Genomic DNA, 15,917 nt, shown 5'->3' with positions numbered 1-15,917 from the left:
GGTGATATTATGAAGAATGTTACAAAATATGAAGGTAAAAAAGTTTTAGTAATGGGGTTTGGCCTGAGTGGAATTAACGCGGCACATTTATTAGTTAAGTTAGGTGCCGATGTCGTAGCTAACGATCAAAAAACACCTAAAGACCCTTCGATCGTTGAAGATCTTGAAAAAGACGGCATCAAGGTTATCACTGGAGATAATCCTTTGAGCTTGGCCGATGAAGACTTTGACTACTTAGTTAAGAATCCAGGAATTCCTTATGATGTTCCGTTGGTGGCGGCGTTTGTTAAAAAGGGGACGCCGATCATTACTGAAGCAGAATTAGGATACGAAATTTTCCCTGGTCACCTCATCAGTGTTACTGGTTCAAATGGTAAAACAACGACCACAACTTTAATTCAAAAGATGCTAGATGCTGGATTACCACATACAACTAAATATGCTGGTAATATTGGTGTTTCCTTTACAAAAACAGCCCAAGAATTAACGGCTGATGATTACCTAGTCACTGAATTATCGAGCTTCCAATTATTAGGAGCTCCCGAAATTCATCCACATATTGCCGTTATTACTAACATCTTTTCTAATCACCTTGACTACCACAAGACTCGTGAAAATTACATTAATGCTAAATTAAACATTACGCGGAACCAAACGAAAGATGATTATCTGATTATGAATTGGGACCGCGATGAATGGCAAGAAATTGCTCGGCGCTCTTCGGCAACCATCGTTCCATTTTCACGGCTAGATAAGAGTGAAGATGGTGCCTATGTTAAAGATGGGACAATCTTCTGGCGTGGTGAACGCATCATGGAAGCCAAAGATATTCGTTTGATTGGACCACAAAACGTTGAAAACGCATTAGCAGCAATCGCTGCAGCAAAATTGAGTGGTGTTGGCAATGAAGCCATTGTTAAAGTATTGACCACCTTTGGTGGGGTTCGTCACCGACTTCAATATGTTATGGAATACCAAGACCGGCTTTTCTACAACGATTCTAAGTCAACAGATATTGAAGCGACTGAAGTGGCCTTACAAGGATTTGACAAGCCAGTCATCCTTTTAGCTGGTGGTTTAGATCGGGGCTACACCTTTGAACGGTTAGTACCGTACTTTAAGAAGCATGTGAAAGCTTTAATTGTGTTTGGTGAATGTAAGGATAAAATGAAGGATGCTGGCCAGCAAGCTGATATTCCGGTTTACGAAAGTGACAATGCCGTCACTGCGGTACCGCAAGCATGGGACTTAAGTGAACCTGGTGATGTTATTTTGCTGTCACCTGCGAATGCTAGTTGGGACCAATTCCCAAGCTTTGAAGTTCGTGGTGACAAATTCGTAGAAGCCGTTGAAAAATTAACGGGCCAAAAGGAGCAAAATTAATGAGATTACTAGTATCTGGCGGTGGTACGGGTGGACATATCTATCCGGCGTTAGCCCTCATTGAGCGTTTGAAACAGGTTGAACCTGAGACAGAAGTCCTCTATGTCGGAACCACCCGGGGGTTGGAAAATAAAATTGTTCCAGCTGCTGGTTTAGAATTAAAAACTTTGCACACGCAGGGCTTTAAACGCTCGTTGTCTCTTGAAAACCTTAAGACACTATATTTATTTTTGAAATCGGTTCATGATGCGAAAAAGATTATCCGTGATTTCAAACCGGATGTTGTTTTAGGAACCGGTGGTTATGTCAGTGGGGCCGTCTTGTATGCCGCTGCCAAAATGCACATTCCAACGGTCATTCATGAACAAAATAGTGTAGTTGGGATTACCAATAAGTTTTTAAGCCGTTACGTTGATGAAATTGCCATTGCTTTTGAGGCTGCCCGTTCCCAATTTCCTGAAGGAAAAGTTCATATGACGGGTAATCCCCGGGCACAACAGGTGGCCGCCAATATGAATTCAGATTACTCATGGACTGCTGATGGATTACGGGATGACTTGCCAACAATGATGATCTTTGGTGGTAGTCAGGGTGCGCCGAAAATTAACCAAAGTGTGGTTGACGCGATTCCAGAATTTAATCAACGGGACTATCAAGTGATTTTTGCAACGGGGCAGAAGCGATATCAGCACGTTATGGAACAACTGAAAAATGTTGAGATCGGCGATAACGTTAAAGTGGTCCCTTACATTCCTGATATGCCTCACAAGTTACCAAAAGTAGCGGCCTTAGTATCAAGGGCCGGAGCTACGACAATTGCTGAAATTACAGCACTGGGCATTCCAACAATCTTGATCCCGAGTCCATACGTTACTGCCAACCATCAGGTTAAAAATGCCCAAGCGTTAGTTAAAAAAGGTGCCGCTGCAATGATTTTAGAAGACCAATTAGACGCTCGCACGTTGTTATTACAGGCTGATAAGATCATGACCAATCCGGAGGTCCGGGAAAAGATGGCACAAGCGTCTCGTGAAATTGGCAAGCCCGACGCTGCTGACCGACTCATTAAAGTACTGAAGAAGGCGGAAGAAGACCACCGTTAAGGAGGAAAGACAGATTGGCGAACCATTATGATAATAATGACGACCACAAACGATATCGTGGTCGACTAGAAAAGCTGGAACAGCGAGGGCTGGGTGCTTTAAAAAAGATTAGTGAACGTGAAGCTTCATTAAATCAAAAGGTCCCAGCAGTTGGCTATCATCAGCGATTGGGTAATGGTAAGCGTGCTGCCAGCGTCTTGATTCCTTTTGTCGTTTTACTTTTGCTGGGGATCTATACAATTTCACCACTGAGTAAGGTGGCGAAAGTTAAGGTAGTTGGTAATCAGAATCTGACGAGCCAACAGGTTCAGACGGCAACCGATATTCGGCCGGGTCGTTATCTTTGGTGGTTTATTCGCCACCAATCCGCCACTTTGCATGCGGCACAAAAGAAAAATCCGCAAATTAAAGGATTAAAGGTCCAATTAACTGGTCTCCGAAGTGTGAAAGTACGGGTTTCTGAATATCCGATCATTGGTGTGATTAACCATCATGGACGACAAGAACTGTTATTATCGAACGGTAAGTATCGTCCCATTTCAGGTAAGGTTGATAATTTTTTAAGGTATTCAAATTTCACTTACCACTATACGCATTTGAAAATTGCTGCACGTGAGATTGGTAAATTACCGGCTTCCATTCGTCAAGGGATTTCTGAAGTAATTTATTCGCCAACTAAAATCAATCCTGATCGCTTAAAACTGATTATGGATGATGGAAATACGGTCCTGGTACGGGCTGATTCGCTTGGTGAAAAAATGAAGTACTACCCGTCGATCGTCTCTAAAATGAAAAATAATGGGGTGATCGATTTACAATACGGAGCTTACTCTTATAATTATTCAGCAACGAAATGATTTTCGTGTAAGCTTTTATGAAATTCGCGGGTGTTCGTCAAAAAACTGTGTTAAAATTGACCTGGAAGTCATTTTATAATTAATAAAATTTTAGGAGGGTTCCTTATATAATGAATAACTCACAAATCTATGTTGGTTTAGATATTGGAACCACTTCGATCAAAGTACTTGTATGTGAGAACGTAAAGGGCAAGCTGAAATTGATCGGTGTTGGTAAACAACCATCTGGCGGCCTTAATCGCGGCGTGATTGTTGATATCGATCGCACTGCAACAGCTATTAAGCAAGCGGTTGCTCAGGCTACTGAAAAGTCCGGGGTCAAAATTAGTAAGGTGATAATTGGGTTACCGGCCAATTATCTTCAAATGAGTCAAGTTCATGGGTTAATTAACCTCTCGGATCAGGGACAACCACGGGAAATTGTTAATCAAGATGTAATTGATGTTGCTCATTCAACATTGTCACAAGGGTTACCACCTGAACGAGAAGTTATTGACCTTGTTCCACGCGATTTTGCGGTTGACCAGTTCCGCGGTATTAAAGATCCACGTGGAATGTCCGGGATTCGGTTAGAGCTTTGGGCAACCCTCTATAGTGGCCCAAAGACGATTGTTTACAATACGAAGAAAGCTGTTGAACAGGCAGGGTTACAGATTGAAGACATGGTTGTCGACTCAATTGCTACCGGTTCAAATGTTTTAAGTGATGGTGAACAAGATTTTGGTACGATTATCATGGATTTGGGTGCTGGGCAAACAACTACTAGCATCATTCATGATCACCAACTGAAATTTGCTTATGTTGATCCTGAGGGTGGTAACTATATCACCAAAGACATTTCAGCAGTCCTCAATACGTCACAAAAGAATGCCGAACAACTTAAACGCGACCATGGTTATGCAGACAGTAAACAAGCTGCTGATGATGTCCAATTAGCAGTTGACGTTGTTGGTAAGGCCCAACCCGTTAACTATACTGAGCAATACTTGTCCGAAGTTATTGAAGCACGATTACGGCAAATCTTTAGACGGGCGAAGGATAAACTAAATTCAATTAACGCTCCACAATTACCAGGTGGCTTAGTTCTTTATGGTGGGGTTGCTGCAATGCCAGGAATTAAAGAACTGGCTGCGGAATACTTCCCTGGAAATGTGCGGGTATTTGTTCCAAACGAAATGGGAATTCGCCAACCGAGTTATGCGACGGCATTATCACTTTGTCAGTATGAAAGTGGTTTAAGTGATGTTGACCGTTTGATTAAGGAAACAGTGCATGATGGAGACCTGATTGCTAGTCCACATCAGGCTCATGAAAATGACCGGATTATTGAAAAGCCACAACCGCGTCGGCCACATAAAAGTCGTCGCCAACAACGGGTCAATACTGAACATCAAGAAGCACCTAAGGATAGTTCTAATAAAAAGAACTCTGGCGAGAGTCGGTTTAAGAGCTTTTTTAGCAACTTTTTTGATTAAGCAATCATGGAGGATTTTTTATGGATAATGTAACGAATACGAATGACCAAACTGAAATGGAAGGCGCTCGCATCAAAGTTATTGGTGTTGGTGGTGGTGGCGGTAACGCTGTTAATCAAATGATCAATGAAAAGGTTAAGGGTGTTGATTTTATTGTTGCCAATACCGATTTACAGGCATTAGATGGCTCTGCAGCTCCTACCAAAATTCAGTTAGGGCCCAAGTTGACTCGTGGACTTGGTGCAGGTTCCAATCCTGAAGTTGGTGCTAAAGCGGCCCAAGAAAGTGAATCTGAGATTACCAAGATTCTGGAAGGTGCGGACATGGTTTTTGTAACCGCCGGAATGGGTGGTGGAACCGGTACTGGTGCTGCACCAGTTATTGCCAAGATCGCTAAGGATTCAGGTGCCCTTACCGTTGGTGTGGTTACGCGACCATTCAGTTTTGAAGGAACTCGGCGGGCCAAGTTGGCTTCCCAAGGTTTAGCTAATTTAAAGAAAAACGTTGATACTTTAATCATTGTTGCTAACAATCAACTTCTTGAAATGATTGATAAGAAGACGCCAATGATGGAAGCCTTTAAAGAAGCTGATGATGTGTTACGTCAAGGTGTTGAAGGAATTTCTGACTTAATTACTAACCCTGGTTACATCAACTTGGACTTTGCTGATATTCGCCACACCATGACTAACCAAGGATCTGCCTTAATGGGTATCGGGTCTTCAACTGGTGAAAATCGAGCTGCGGAAGCAACTAAGAAGGCCATTTCATCACCGTTACTGGAAGTTTCCATTGATGGTGCAGAACACGTTTTGGTTAACGTCACCGGTGGAAAAGACCTTTCTATGTTTGAGGCCCAAGAAGCTTCAAGCGTGATCCGTGAAGCCGCTAATACTAACGTTGATATTACCTTCGGGATGTCGGTTGATGACAATCTTAACGATGAAGTCCGCGTGACCGTGATTGCCACTGGAATTGATAAGAGAAAGCAACAAAATGGCAATTCCCGTTCGAATGTTGCTAGTTCAGATGACCAACCAGCACCATTGAATGTTAACGCTAGTCAGTCCGTTACTGATTCTCGTGATAATGATGGTCAAGAAGCAACGAATGGTAACGATCCCCAGAATGATCCATTCAGTGGTTGGAACGATCCTGGTGAAGGATTGAATTCGCAATTCAACCGTACGAATAATTTTGATGATGTCAAAAAGCCTGACTTTAGTGTTCAGGATGATGATTTGACCGATGTGGATGATGGAGGAGAAGACCTTTCCACTCCAGCATTTTTCAAGAATCGTCGGCAATAATGAGGTCGTAAATAAGCCTTCAAATCCTTCGATTTGAGGGCTTATTTGCCAACAATTAGGTAAAATGATAGAAAGAGGTGTTTTAAGATGGCAGGTAAGTTTTTGAATAATTTCTTTGGGATGAATGATGATGCAACTGCGACGGATTATTATGATGATCAACTAGTGAAGGAAAGTGTTAATAACGATCATAAAGTAGTCTCAATTAAGAGTGCCCGGTCGTTGCGTACCACCGGTAAGATTGCGCTTTTTGAACCACGCATCTACGGTGATGCTCGTGACATTACTAACCAACTCTTAAATGGTCAAGCGACGATCATCAATTTTAGCCAAATGGATCCCAAGGTTGCTGTTAAGACAGTTGACTTTCTAAACGGTGCCGTTTTTGCGATGGATGGGGAAATTCAACGGATTGGTGAACAAATCTTCTTGTGCACTCCAAAGAATTTTGAAGTTACTGGGCAAACAATGGCCGATTTGACGAATGAAAATCATTCATTTGATAATTAGTTGGTGAGCGATTAGTGATAAATTTTCTTGTTTGGGCGCTTAATAGCCTCATTAATTTATACGTTTTTTTAATTGTAATTTGGTGTTTGTTATCTTGGTTCCCCGGAGCAAGTCAAAGTGGTTTAGGGCGCTTTTTGGATCGGATAGTACGACCCTATCTTGAAATTTTTGAGCGGATCATTCCACCTTTGGGTGGGATTAGCTTTGCACCGGTTGTTGCGGTCTTTGTGCTGTGGCTTGCTCAGTATGGTGTTCGGATGCTTGGTGCACTTTTGGGGTGATGAGCTTGGTTAATGAAAATATTAGTCAACACTTTCGTCCTGATGAACAGGATATCATTAATCAAATTTTAGATATGATTGCGATAGCACAGAATCAATACCGGCCGGTATTATCTAATTTTTTGAATCCACGGCAAATCTATATCGCTCAAACGTTGATTCACCGTACTGATGATCTAGCTTTTCAAGTGTGTGGTGGTTTTTCTGCTGCTGAAATGCAACGTTTGTTAGTTTATCCTGACTATTACCAGCCGCAAGCAGAGGACTTTAACCTGACATATTTCCAAATCGATTATCCTGCTAAGTTTACAGAACTTTATCATCGGCAGATTCTTGGCAGCTTGATCGGTAGTGGACTAAAACGAGATAGTTTTGGTGATATTCTTAATCATCAAATGGTTTGGCAACTAGTGGTTAGTACTGAGATTAAAGAATTTATTAGTCGCCAAGTTGATCGAATTGGTCGCGTTCACGTCCGTATGAAAGAAATTTCTGCTGATCAGCTTGTTGTTCCATCATCTGATTGGGAAGAGAATCACATTACAGTTTCATCACTTCGCCTGGATGCGGTGGTGGCTAATGCTTTTAATTATTCACGAAATCGTGCGAAAGAGACAATTGAGCATGGTTTAGTACGGGTAAATTGGGAGCCACTCGAACGACCAGACTATTCACTGGCCGTTCATGACCTAATTTCTGTTCGTCATGGAGGTCGGGTGAAACTGACGCAAATTACTGGTAAAAACAGGAAAAACAACATTGGATTGAATATACAAATGATTAAAGCATAATATTTGGAGGAATAATCATGACTTTAAGTGCAGATGAAATTAACAATAAGAGCTTTGATACTAAAATGCGTGGTTTTAACCAGGCTGAAGTCCGTGAATATTTAAAACAGGTTGCCGACACCGTTCAAGAATTGACGGAACAAAATCGTGAACTTTCTGAATCAGTAAAGGCTAATCAGGAAAAACTAAAGTACTTTACTGACCTTAAGGATTCATTAAATAAGTCAATTTTAGTGGCGCAAGAGGCCGCTGATAAGGTCAAGAACAATGCCAAGAAGGAAGCTGAAATTATGGTCCGGGAGGCTCAAAAGCAAGCTACCGATATCGTTTCCGAAGCCAACGAGAAGGCCAATGCAGTGATTGAAGAATGTACGAATTCCACCCGGAAGTTAACGACGGAAACAAATGATTTGAAGAAACAAACGCGGATTTTCCGTCAACGGCTTCAGGTAATGTTGGAATCTCAACTGGAAGTAGTCAAGAGCAGTGATTGGGATGAATTGCTAGCTAATACCGACATGTCAGATTTTACAGAAATCCAAAAGATTCTGGGAAGCAAGGTTGACAATCCACAAGAAAGCAGTGTAAACTCTGTTTCAACATCAGATGTTCCTACTAGTGAAGATTCAGGTAGTCAACAGCCTGCTCAAGATACTGGCCAAACTGTCGTGATTTTCCCAGATAGTGACAAATCTGATCATTAATGAATAATTCTAAAATGAAGATGAGACCAGGAACCTTTTTTGTGTGGTCCCAGAGAGTCGGTGGTTGGTGTGAACCGATGACTAGCAAAGAGGTTTATCAGCTCAGAATGTGGTCCTGAATTAGTAAGGATCACCGGGCCATTCCCGTTATGTAATGCCTAAGGAAGTAGTCAAGTCATTGGATTACTTTAAACTAGGGTGGTACCACGAACAGCTTCGTCCCTTTCGGATGAGGCTGTTTTTTATTTTAGAATTAATTATGTTTAAGGGGGAAGTAGGATGCGAGTTAAAGAGACGCTTAACTTGGGTAAAACTAAGTTCCCAATGCGTGGCCATTTACCAGAAACTGAAGGCCAACGTGAAAAAGTTTGGGAAGAAAATAAAGTTTATGAGCAACGACAAAAATTAAATGAGGGGAAACCAACGTTTGTCCTTCACGATGGTCCTCCATACGCCAATGGTAATATTCACATTGGTCACGCGATGAACAAAATTAGTAAGGATTTCATCGTTCGTTATAAGTCGATGACGGGTTACCGGGCGCCATATGTTCCTGGATGGGATACCCATGGGTTGCCAATTGAGCACCAATTAACCAAGTCTGGTTATGACCGCAAGAAAATGACGACCACCGAATTTCGGGACCTCTGTCGTCAATATGCCTTAGAGCAGGTTCAAAAACAAATGGCCGGTTTTAAACGATTGGGAGTCAGTGGTGATTGGGATCACCCTTATCTGACTTTGGATAAAGAATTTGAAGCGGCACAAATCCAGGTTTTTGGTGAGTTTGCGAAAAAGGGCCTTCTGTACCAGGCCCAAAAGCCAGTTTACTGGTCATGGTCATCTGAATCAGCTCTGGCAGAAGCAGAAGTTGAATATCACGATGTGGTTGCCAAAACGGCTTTCTTTGCAGAACAAATTAAAGATGGCAAGGGCATTTTAGATGATAATACCTACCTTGTTGTTTGGACTACCACGCCATGGACCATTCCAGCTTCTGAAGCGGTGGCAGTAAACCCAACTTTTGAATATTCAGTCATTAAGCCTGCTGACGATGATCGTCAATTTGTAGTTGCCAACAGTCGGCTTGCTGAAGTCGTTGAAAAATTAGGTTGGGAAAATTACGAGGTCGTTAAAACATTGAAGGGTCAAGACTTGGAAATGATGACTACCCAACATCCATACCTTGATCGTGAATTGTTAGTCGGTGTTGCTGATTATGTTACTGATGATGCCGGGACCGGCTTGGTTCACACGGCTCCTGGTTATGGGGACGATGACTACCGCTTCGGGAAGAAATATGACCTACCAATTTTTGCCCCAATGAATGATCAAGGGGTCCTGACCAAAGAAAATGGTCCGGAATTTGATGGCGTCTTTTATCAAAAAGCCGACGATATTTCGTTGAAACTGCTTGAAAACCATCAGGCTTTGTTGCTGGAGGAACCTCTCAAACACAGTTATCCATTTGATTGGCGGACCAAGCAGCCGATTGTTTTCCGGGCCACTGATCAATGGTTTGTTTCGATTGAGAAAATGCGTGATGAAATCCTTAAGGCTGTTGATGAAGTCCAATACTTCCCAGAATGGGGAAAGGTTCGTCTGCGCAACATGTTGAAAGATCGTGGTGACTGGGTAATTTCTCGTCAACGGGTTTGGGGTGTTCCATTGCCAATCTTCTATGCTGAAGATGGGACGCCAATTATGACCGAAGAAACGATTCATCACGTTGCCGATCTCTTCCGTGAATATGGCTCAAATGTTTGGTTTGAACGGGATGCCAAGGACCTCTTACCTGAAGGCTTCACTAGCCCTCATTCACCAAATGGCCAATTCAAGAAGGAAACTGACATCATGGATGTTTGGTTTGATTCTGGTTCATCTCACCAAGGGGTATTGAACGAACGTAGCTACCTTACCTACCCAGCAGACCTTTATCTGGAAGGTTCTGACCAATACCGTGGTTGGTTTAATTCTAGTATGATCACTAGCGTAGTTGTTTCCGGTCATGCTCCCTACAAGGCCGTCCTTTCTCAAGGGTTTACCTTAGATAAAAAAGGTAAGAAAATGTCAAAATCACTGGGGAATGTCATTGACCCAGCCAAGGTCGTTCAACAAATGGGTGCCGAAATTATTCGTTTGTGGGTCATGAGTGCGGATACTTCTGCTGATGTCCGGGTTTCAATGGGAACCTTCCAACAAATTTCTGAAGCATATCGGAAGTTACGGAACACGTTCCGGTTCTTGTTAGCCAATACGAATGATTTCGATGCGGAAGAGAATACCGTTTCTTACGAAAAGTTAACCAGTGTTGACCAGTACATGCTGATTAATTTCAATCAATTCTTGGCGCGAATGCGGCAAAAGTTTGATAGTTATGATTTCTTGGATGGTTACAAATTGTTAATTAACTTTGTCAATAATGATTTGTCTGCCTTCTATATGAATGTTGCTAAGGATGTTTTATACATTCAACCCGCTGATTCATTAGAACGCCGGTCAATGCAAACCGTCTTCTATGACATTTTGGTGGGCCTGGTGAAGTTATTAACCCCAATCTTGCCACACACGACTGAAGAAGTTTGGAGTTACATGAATGAACCAGAAGAGTTTGTTCAATTAACGGAAATTCCTGAAGCGCGCCACTTTGCTAATGAAGAAGAGTTACTAAATCAATGGCAACAGTTCATGGAAATTCGTTCTCACGTTCTTAAGGTTCTGGAAGAGGCTCGGAATGATAAATTGATTGGTCGTTCCTTGGAAGCCCGTGCTGATTTATACTTGAAGCCGAGCCAGATTGCGCTCCTCGATTCCTTAGATTACGATATTGCATTGCTGGTTGGTGTTTCCGCCTTAGAAATTCATTCGGTAGATGATGCACCAGCGGATGTGGAACAATTTGAGGATGGTTCAGCTGTCAAAGTCACAAAGGCTGCTGGTGAGGTCTGTGCGCGTTGCCGGATGACCAAAGAAGATGTTGGTACGGACGATGCTTACCCACAATTATGTGCTCGGTGTGCACAGATTGTTCGTGACAACTTCCCTGAAACAGTTGCAACTGGATTGGAAAAATAAGAAAACCTCAAGCTTGGTGGTCAGTTCATGACAAGCCATAGCTGGTGGTGTAAAATGAGGCATAGCAGAAATGCGATGACTCATTTTTATTTTGGAGGAATTTACGGATGATCATTGGAACTGTTAAAAGCTACGAATCTGACAAAGGTTGGGGGTTTATCACATCACCCCACGATGGAGAAATCTTTGTCCACTCCCGTGGGATTGAAAAATCGTCACGGCCATTGATGCGTAGCGGTGCTAAGGTCGGCTTCGTAATTATTCCTAGCAAACAAGGCTTTCAAGCGGCACATGTTCGCGTAATTAGTTAGGGTGGTGCAAATGGTGAAGCAGACTGAAAAAACGATTTCAAAGCAAACCCTGTATAATGGCCACATTTTAGAATTAGAAAAGCAACGGGTGGTCACTTCGAATGGTCATGAAACCAGTCGTGAAATTGTTCGTCATGCTGCGGCTGTGGCATTGCTAATGATTACTGATGACCAGCAAATGATTTTGGTTGAACAGTGGCGGACACCGGTTAATAAGATGACCTTAGAAATTCCGGCGGGGAAAGTCGATGCTCGTGATCACGACGATTTGGAACATGCTGCCCGGCGTGAAATGAATGAAGAGACCCGGTTGGCCGCTGATCACTTATCTCGCGTTAATGCCAGTTTCACGTCACCTGGTTTTACGGATGAACAAATTACCCTTTATTTGGCGACCGGCTTAAGTCCAGTGACAACTAAGCTGCCTCAGGATCTGGATGAAGATCTTCACTTGGTGAAGGTCACTTTATCAGAAGCACTTCAGATGGTTCGTCAAGGAAAAATCGATGACATGAAAACGGTCATGGCGATTTATTACTGGGCAAGTATGGGGGAACATATTTAATGAATGAAGATCAAGGGCGTCCATTAACACGAAAAGCTTACCGTGAGCAGCAGTCAAAAAATCAGGGCTGGCGGAAACTTGCGGAATGGAAAGCGGACCGGTCAAATGAACAGGATTCACAGATTGATTTACACAGTCACGATACTAATTTAGACCAGGAACCATTAATTTCCCGAAGCCGGAAGCGGAATGTGGAAGAAGCGCCACAAGATGAGTTGGTGGAAGGCCAGCCTTTGACGCGGGAACAAAGCTTGGCTAACGACAAAATGACGTTGGCTGAGGAAAAAACGCAACGATTAAAAACCAAACTAAATCGAGTTATTCTCGGATTAGTGGTTTTAATCGTGATTGTTTATTTAATATTATTTTTTATCGGATAGGAGAAGAACATGAAATTCGGAATTATTTGCGCAATGCCAGAGGAACTCAAGGAGCTATTGGATCATTTGGTCAATGAACAGGTAACCACGATTGGTGGGAAAAAATACTACCAGGGCACGATTAGTGGGCAAGATGTCGTCCTAGTTGAATCTGGAATTGGTAAGGTAGAAGCTGGGATTACAACTGAACATCTGATTACCGATTTTAACGTTGACGTGGTGATTAACTCAGGTTCTGCTGGTGGAATTGGTGAAAACCAACATGTTGGCGATATCGTGATCTCAACAGAAACTGCTTATCATGATGCAGATGCTCGGGCCTTTGATTACGTTTATGGACAATTACCTGGCAAACCGGCCCGTTTCAAAGCTTCAGCCAAGTGGGGCGATGCATTAGCCCAAGCTGGTCAAAAAACTGGTTTGAAGATCGAACGGGGATTAATTGTTTCCGGTGATCAATTTGTGGCTAGCAAAGACGCAATTGCTAAAATTAAGCATTATTTTCCAGAAGCGCTTTCTGCTGAAATGGAAGGGGCCGCAGTTGGCCAAGTAGCAACTGACCACGACATTCCTTATGTTGTGGTGCGGGCGATGTCTGACACGGGTGATGAAGAAGCCGGGGTCAGCTTTGATGAATTTATCATTCAGGCTGGGCAACGCTCGGCTAAGATGTTGTTAGAACTGTTTTCTGAATTAAAGAAGGCTTAATAATGGAATTTCAACAATCTGTTCAATTACCTGGTGATGTTGATACCTACCAAATTAGTCCGCAGATTAAGGAATACACATTGCTTGATTTAGGATTTGAAAAGACTAACCGGGGCAATTTTCGGTATCTCGGGTCACTTGATCGCAAGTCACCGTTCAAACCATTTGCTCGTTTACAGATTACCGTTAATGGCGATTTAACTGGTTTTAAGATGGATACGGTTAATACTAATGGCTTCGCGAAGGTCAATATTTTTAAGCAACAACGCAAAGATGAATTTGTTACTCAGTTGCATTTCATTCTGAACGAAATGGTGGAACGGGGTATCTTTAACAAAAAGTAAGTGAAACCAGTGACCGACAGTTGTGGATTTGTTATAATGAAACTTACTGGACATGCGACCTTCAATCGTAGATGGATCCAGAATCTATTTAGAAATGATGGTGATTTGCATGACTGATAATAGTCATACACGTGTCGTTGTCGGGATGAGCGGCGGCGTTGATTCTTCAGTAACGGCCCTTTTATTAAAGCGTCAAGGATATGATGTTGTTGGCGTTTTCATGAAAAATTGGGACGATACTGATGAAAACGGCGTTTGTACCGCTACCGAGGACTATAAGGATGTTGCCAAAGTAGCAACACAAATTGGGATCCCATACTATTCCGTTAATTTTGAAAAGGAATATTGGGACCGGGTTTTCAAGTACTTTATTGCTGAATATAAGAAGGGGCGGACGCCAAACCCAGATGTGATTTGCAATAAGGAAATTAAGTTTAAGGCTTTCATTGAGTACGCTAACCAGCTGGGGGCAGATTATGTTGCCACTGGTCACTATGCTGACTTGAAGCGTGATGCTGATGGCAATATGCACTTAATGCGGGCTAAGGATCAACACAAGGATCAGACCTACTTTTTAAGTCAGTTGGATCATGCCCAATTGGATCACGTGATGTTCCCATTGGCTAACTATACTAAGCCGGAAATTCGTCAAATTGCGAAGGAAGCTGGATTGGCGGTCGCTGATAAAAAGGACTCTGTAGGGATCTGTTTTATTGGTGAAGATGGTCACTTTCGTGAATTTTTGAGTCAGTATCTGCCGGCTCAACCAGGTAATATGGAAACGATTGATGGCAAGGTCGTCGGCCAACACGCCGGTTTGATGTATTACACCATTGGTCAACGACGCGGGCTCGGTCTTGGCGGCAATAAAGAGAGTAATGAACCGTGGTTTGTCATTGGCAAGGACATTCAGCGAAATGTCTTGATTGTCGGTCAGGGGTATCATAATCCTCACTTATATGCAACACACCTTGAGGCAAGTGATATTCACTGGGTCGATGATGTTGTGAGTCGCTATGGACACCATTTCCACTGTACGGCTAAGTTCCGTTACCGCCAAGTTGACGAAGGTGTGACTGTCGACATTAGTGATGACGAGCAAACCGTTACGGTGACCTTTGATGAACCAGCTCGTGCGATCACTCCTGGACAAGCGGTGGTCTTTTACGATGGTGAAGAATGCTTGGGAAGTGCAATTATCGACCGGGCTTTCAGTCATGAACGTCAATTACAATACATTTAATTACAAGCTAACGGCTTTCTACATGTTAAATGACGAAGGCCGTTTTTTGCTGGCGTTAGTTGAAAAATTTAACATCAGGTCTTAATTAAATTTATTGCGTGAATCTTAAGATTAAGCTTTCTTGGAAATTATTTGGATAAAAAAGCGCCATCGTCACTGTTTTTTTGGTATTATAAGGCTAAGTTAGATTTTAAATGGCATGGTGGGAAAATGAGTAGAATATTATTTATTAGACATGGTAAAACGGAATGGAACTTGGATTCTAAATACCAGGGAGCCCATGGCGATTCACCATTATTACCACAAAGTTATCATGAAATTAAATGTTTGGCACAATCATTAGCTTCGGTGAAGATTGCCCACGTGTTTGCTAGTCCGCTTCCCCGCGCTAAAACCACGGCTGAAAAATTAATTGAAGCTTTAGGGCGGCCAATTCCTTTAACCATTGATGAACGTTTAATTGAATTTAACCTTGGCAAAATGGAAGGTATGAAATTTTCCGCAGTGGCTGACAAATGGCCTGATGTTATAAACAATTTCCGCCATCATCCGGACCAATATGACCCAACGATTGTGGGAAGTGAAAGCTTTGAGTCAGTAATCAAACGGGTCAGTGCTGCTGTTCAAGATTACGTTCACGAATTTCCCCGCCAAAACGTTGTGGTGGTTTCACATGGGGCGGCATTGAATGCTGCAATTAATGGTCTTTTAAAAACGCCAATGGCACATTTAAAGGACCGCGGTGGCCTGAGTAATACTTCGACAACAATTTTGCAAACTGATGATGGTCAAAATTATCATTTGGAGAAGTGGAATGATACCTCGTATCTCCACAAGACGAGGGTTGACCCAACTGATACGATTTAATGAGGTGACT

The 15,917-nt window shown here is 42.5% G+C and carries 17 protein-coding genes and 1 other annotated feature; all 17 genes read left to right on the top strand.

Translation table 11 applies throughout. The features are described from left to right. The first annotated feature begins 9 nt into the window (after window positions 1-9). The 17 genes from murD (at window position 10) to NFR43_RS04865 (ending at window position 15,907) form a co-directional block, all read left to right on the top strand. Window positions 10-1,383 carry a UDP-N-acetylmuramoyl-L-alanine--D-glutamate ligase gene (gene murD / locus NFR43_RS04945; RefSeq protein WP_251547025.1) on the top strand — a complete coding sequence of 458 codons (1,374 nt, stop codon included), beginning with the start codon at window positions 10-12 and terminating at the stop codon, window positions 1,381-1,383. Then, on the top strand, window positions 1,383-2,486 hold the full coding sequence (gene murG, locus NFR43_RS04940) for an undecaprenyldiphospho-muramoylpentapeptide beta-N-acetylglucosaminyltransferase (protein WP_251547024.1): 1,104 nt from the start codon (window positions 1,383-1,385) through the stop codon (window positions 2,484-2,486). Before murD ends, murG begins: the two co-directional genes overlap by 1 nt. A 14-nt stretch (window positions 2,487-2,500) precedes the next feature. After that, entirely contained in the window at window positions 2,501-3,343 is an 843-nt protein-coding gene (locus NFR43_RS04935) for a cell division protein FtsQ/DivIB (RefSeq protein ID WP_251547023.1), read from the top strand. A gap of 110 nt (window positions 3,344-3,453) precedes the next feature. Further along, entirely contained in the window at window positions 3,454-4,818 is a 1,365-nt protein-coding gene (gene ftsA / locus NFR43_RS04930; RefSeq protein WP_251547021.1) for a cell division protein FtsA, read from the top strand. 20 nt (window positions 4,819-4,838) lie between these two features. Continuing rightward, window positions 4,839-6,128 (top strand): cell division protein FtsZ, encoded by a 1,290-nt coding sequence (gene ftsZ, locus NFR43_RS04925; RefSeq protein WP_251547020.1) that lies wholly within the window; start codon window positions 4,839-4,841, stop codon window positions 6,126-6,128. Between the two features lie 87 nt (window positions 6,129-6,215). Beyond that, window positions 6,216-6,638: a cell division protein SepF gene (locus NFR43_RS04920; protein ID WP_251547018.1), complete on the top strand. Its 423-nt coding sequence runs from the start codon at window positions 6,216-6,218 to the stop codon at window positions 6,636-6,638. Between the two features lie 14 nt (window positions 6,639-6,652). Beyond that, a complete protein-coding gene (locus tag NFR43_RS04915; protein WP_251547015.1) occupies window positions 6,653-6,919 on the top strand; it encodes a YggT family protein in 267 nt (88 codons plus the stop codon). Between the two features lie 5 nt (window positions 6,920-6,924). Beyond that, on the top strand, window positions 6,925-7,710 hold the full coding sequence (locus NFR43_RS04910) for a YlmH family RNA-binding protein (RefSeq protein WP_251547013.1): 786 nt from the start codon (window positions 6,925-6,927) through the stop codon (window positions 7,708-7,710). A 17-nt stretch (window positions 7,711-7,727) separates the two neighbouring features. Continuing rightward, window positions 7,728-8,414 (top strand): DivIVA domain-containing protein, encoded by a 687-nt coding sequence (locus NFR43_RS04905; protein ID WP_251547011.1) that lies wholly within the window; start codon window positions 7,728-7,730, stop codon window positions 8,412-8,414. 8 nt (window positions 8,415-8,422) lie between these two features. Continuing rightward, window positions 8,423-8,641: a binding site (T-box leader), on the top strand. Window positions 8,642-8,693: 52 nt separating this feature from the next. Next, entirely contained in the window at window positions 8,694-11,489 is a 2,796-nt protein-coding gene (gene ileS, locus NFR43_RS04900; protein ID WP_251547009.1) for an isoleucine--tRNA ligase, read from the top strand. Window positions 11,490-11,596: 107 nt separating this feature from the next. Next, window positions 11,597-11,800, top strand: a complete 204-nt coding sequence (locus NFR43_RS04895) for a cold-shock protein (protein WP_251547007.1) — start codon at window positions 11,597-11,599, stop codon at window positions 11,798-11,800. Window positions 11,801-11,810: 10 nt separating this feature from the next. Next, window positions 11,811-12,365, top strand: coding sequence for an NUDIX hydrolase (locus NFR43_RS04890; protein WP_407658140.1), 555 nt, complete (start codon window positions 11,811-11,813; stop codon window positions 12,363-12,365). Beyond that, a complete protein-coding gene (locus tag NFR43_RS04885) occupies window positions 12,365-12,745 on the top strand; it encodes a hypothetical protein (protein WP_251547005.1) in 381 nt (126 codons plus the stop codon). The genes NFR43_RS04890 and NFR43_RS04885 overlap by 1 nt, the downstream gene beginning before the upstream one ends. Window positions 12,746-12,754: 9 nt before the next feature. After that, a complete protein-coding gene (locus tag NFR43_RS04880; RefSeq protein WP_251547004.1) occupies window positions 12,755-13,453 on the top strand; it encodes a 5'-methylthioadenosine/adenosylhomocysteine nucleosidase in 699 nt (232 codons plus the stop codon). 2 nt (window positions 13,454-13,455) lie between these two features. After that, a complete protein-coding gene (locus tag NFR43_RS04875; protein WP_251547003.1) occupies window positions 13,456-13,797 on the top strand; it encodes a DUF1831 domain-containing protein in 342 nt (113 codons plus the stop codon). A gap of 109 nt (window positions 13,798-13,906) precedes the next feature. Next, the gene (gene mnmA / locus NFR43_RS04870) at window positions 13,907-15,040 is read left to right on the top strand and encodes a tRNA 2-thiouridine(34) synthase MnmA (protein ID WP_251547002.1); all 1,134 of its coding nucleotides are present in this window, start codon (window positions 13,907-13,909) and stop codon (window positions 15,038-15,040) included. A 210-nt stretch (window positions 15,041-15,250) separates the two neighbouring features. Next, window positions 15,251-15,907 (top strand): histidine phosphatase family protein, encoded by a 657-nt coding sequence (locus NFR43_RS04865; RefSeq protein WP_251547001.1) that lies wholly within the window; start codon window positions 15,251-15,253, stop codon window positions 15,905-15,907. Window positions 15,908-15,917 lie beyond the last annotated feature (10 nt).

Source organism: Limosilactobacillus caecicola, assembly GCF_943192935.1.
Classification (GTDB): Bacteria; Bacillota; Bacilli; order Lactobacillales; family Lactobacillaceae; genus Limosilactobacillus; species Limosilactobacillus caecicola.
Note: the sequence above shows the minus strand (reverse complement) of the source record. Positions and strands in the feature narration are given on the sequence as shown.

Bases quoted from the DNA above. Each gene is read 5' to 3' on its own strand.
- murD (WP_251547025.1), top strand. From the start codon at position 10: ATGAAGAATGTTACAAAATATGAAGGTAAAAAAGTTTTAGTAATGGGG.
- murG (WP_251547024.1), top strand. From the start codon at position 1,383: ATGAGATTACTAGTATCTGGCGGTGGTACGGGTGGACATATCTATCCG.
- ftsA (WP_251547021.1), top strand. From the start codon at position 3,454: ATGAATAACTCACAAATCTATGTTGGTTTAGATATTGGAACCACTTCG.
- ftsZ (WP_251547020.1), top strand. From the start codon at position 4,839: ATGGATAATGTAACGAATACGAATGACCAAACTGAAATGGAAGGCGCT.
- NFR43_RS04920 (WP_251547018.1), top strand. From the start codon at position 6,216: ATGGCAGGTAAGTTTTTGAATAATTTCTTTGGGATGAATGATGATGCA.
- NFR43_RS04905 (WP_251547011.1), top strand. From the start codon at position 7,728: ATGACTTTAAGTGCAGATGAAATTAACAATAAGAGCTTTGATACTAAA.
- ileS (WP_251547009.1), top strand. From the start codon at position 8,694: ATGCGAGTTAAAGAGACGCTTAACTTGGGTAAAACTAAGTTCCCAATG.
- NFR43_RS04895 (WP_251547007.1), top strand. From the start codon at position 11,597: ATGATCATTGGAACTGTTAAAAGCTACGAATCTGACAAAGGTTGGGGG.
- NFR43_RS04890 (WP_407658140.1), top strand. From the start codon at position 11,811: ATGGTGAAGCAGACTGAAAAAACGATTTCAAAGCAAACCCTGTATAAT.
- NFR43_RS04885 (WP_251547005.1), top strand. From the start codon at position 12,365: ATGAATGAAGATCAAGGGCGTCCATTAACACGAAAAGCTTACCGTGAG.
- NFR43_RS04880 (WP_251547004.1), top strand. From the start codon at position 12,755: ATGAAATTCGGAATTATTTGCGCAATGCCAGAGGAACTCAAGGAGCTA.
- NFR43_RS04875 (WP_251547003.1), top strand. From the start codon at position 13,456: ATGGAATTTCAACAATCTGTTCAATTACCTGGTGATGTTGATACCTAC.
- mnmA (WP_251547002.1), top strand. From the start codon at position 13,907: ATGACTGATAATAGTCATACACGTGTCGTTGTCGGGATGAGCGGCGGC.
- NFR43_RS04865 (WP_251547001.1), top strand. From the start codon at position 15,251: ATGAGTAGAATATTATTTATTAGACATGGTAAAACGGAATGGAACTTG.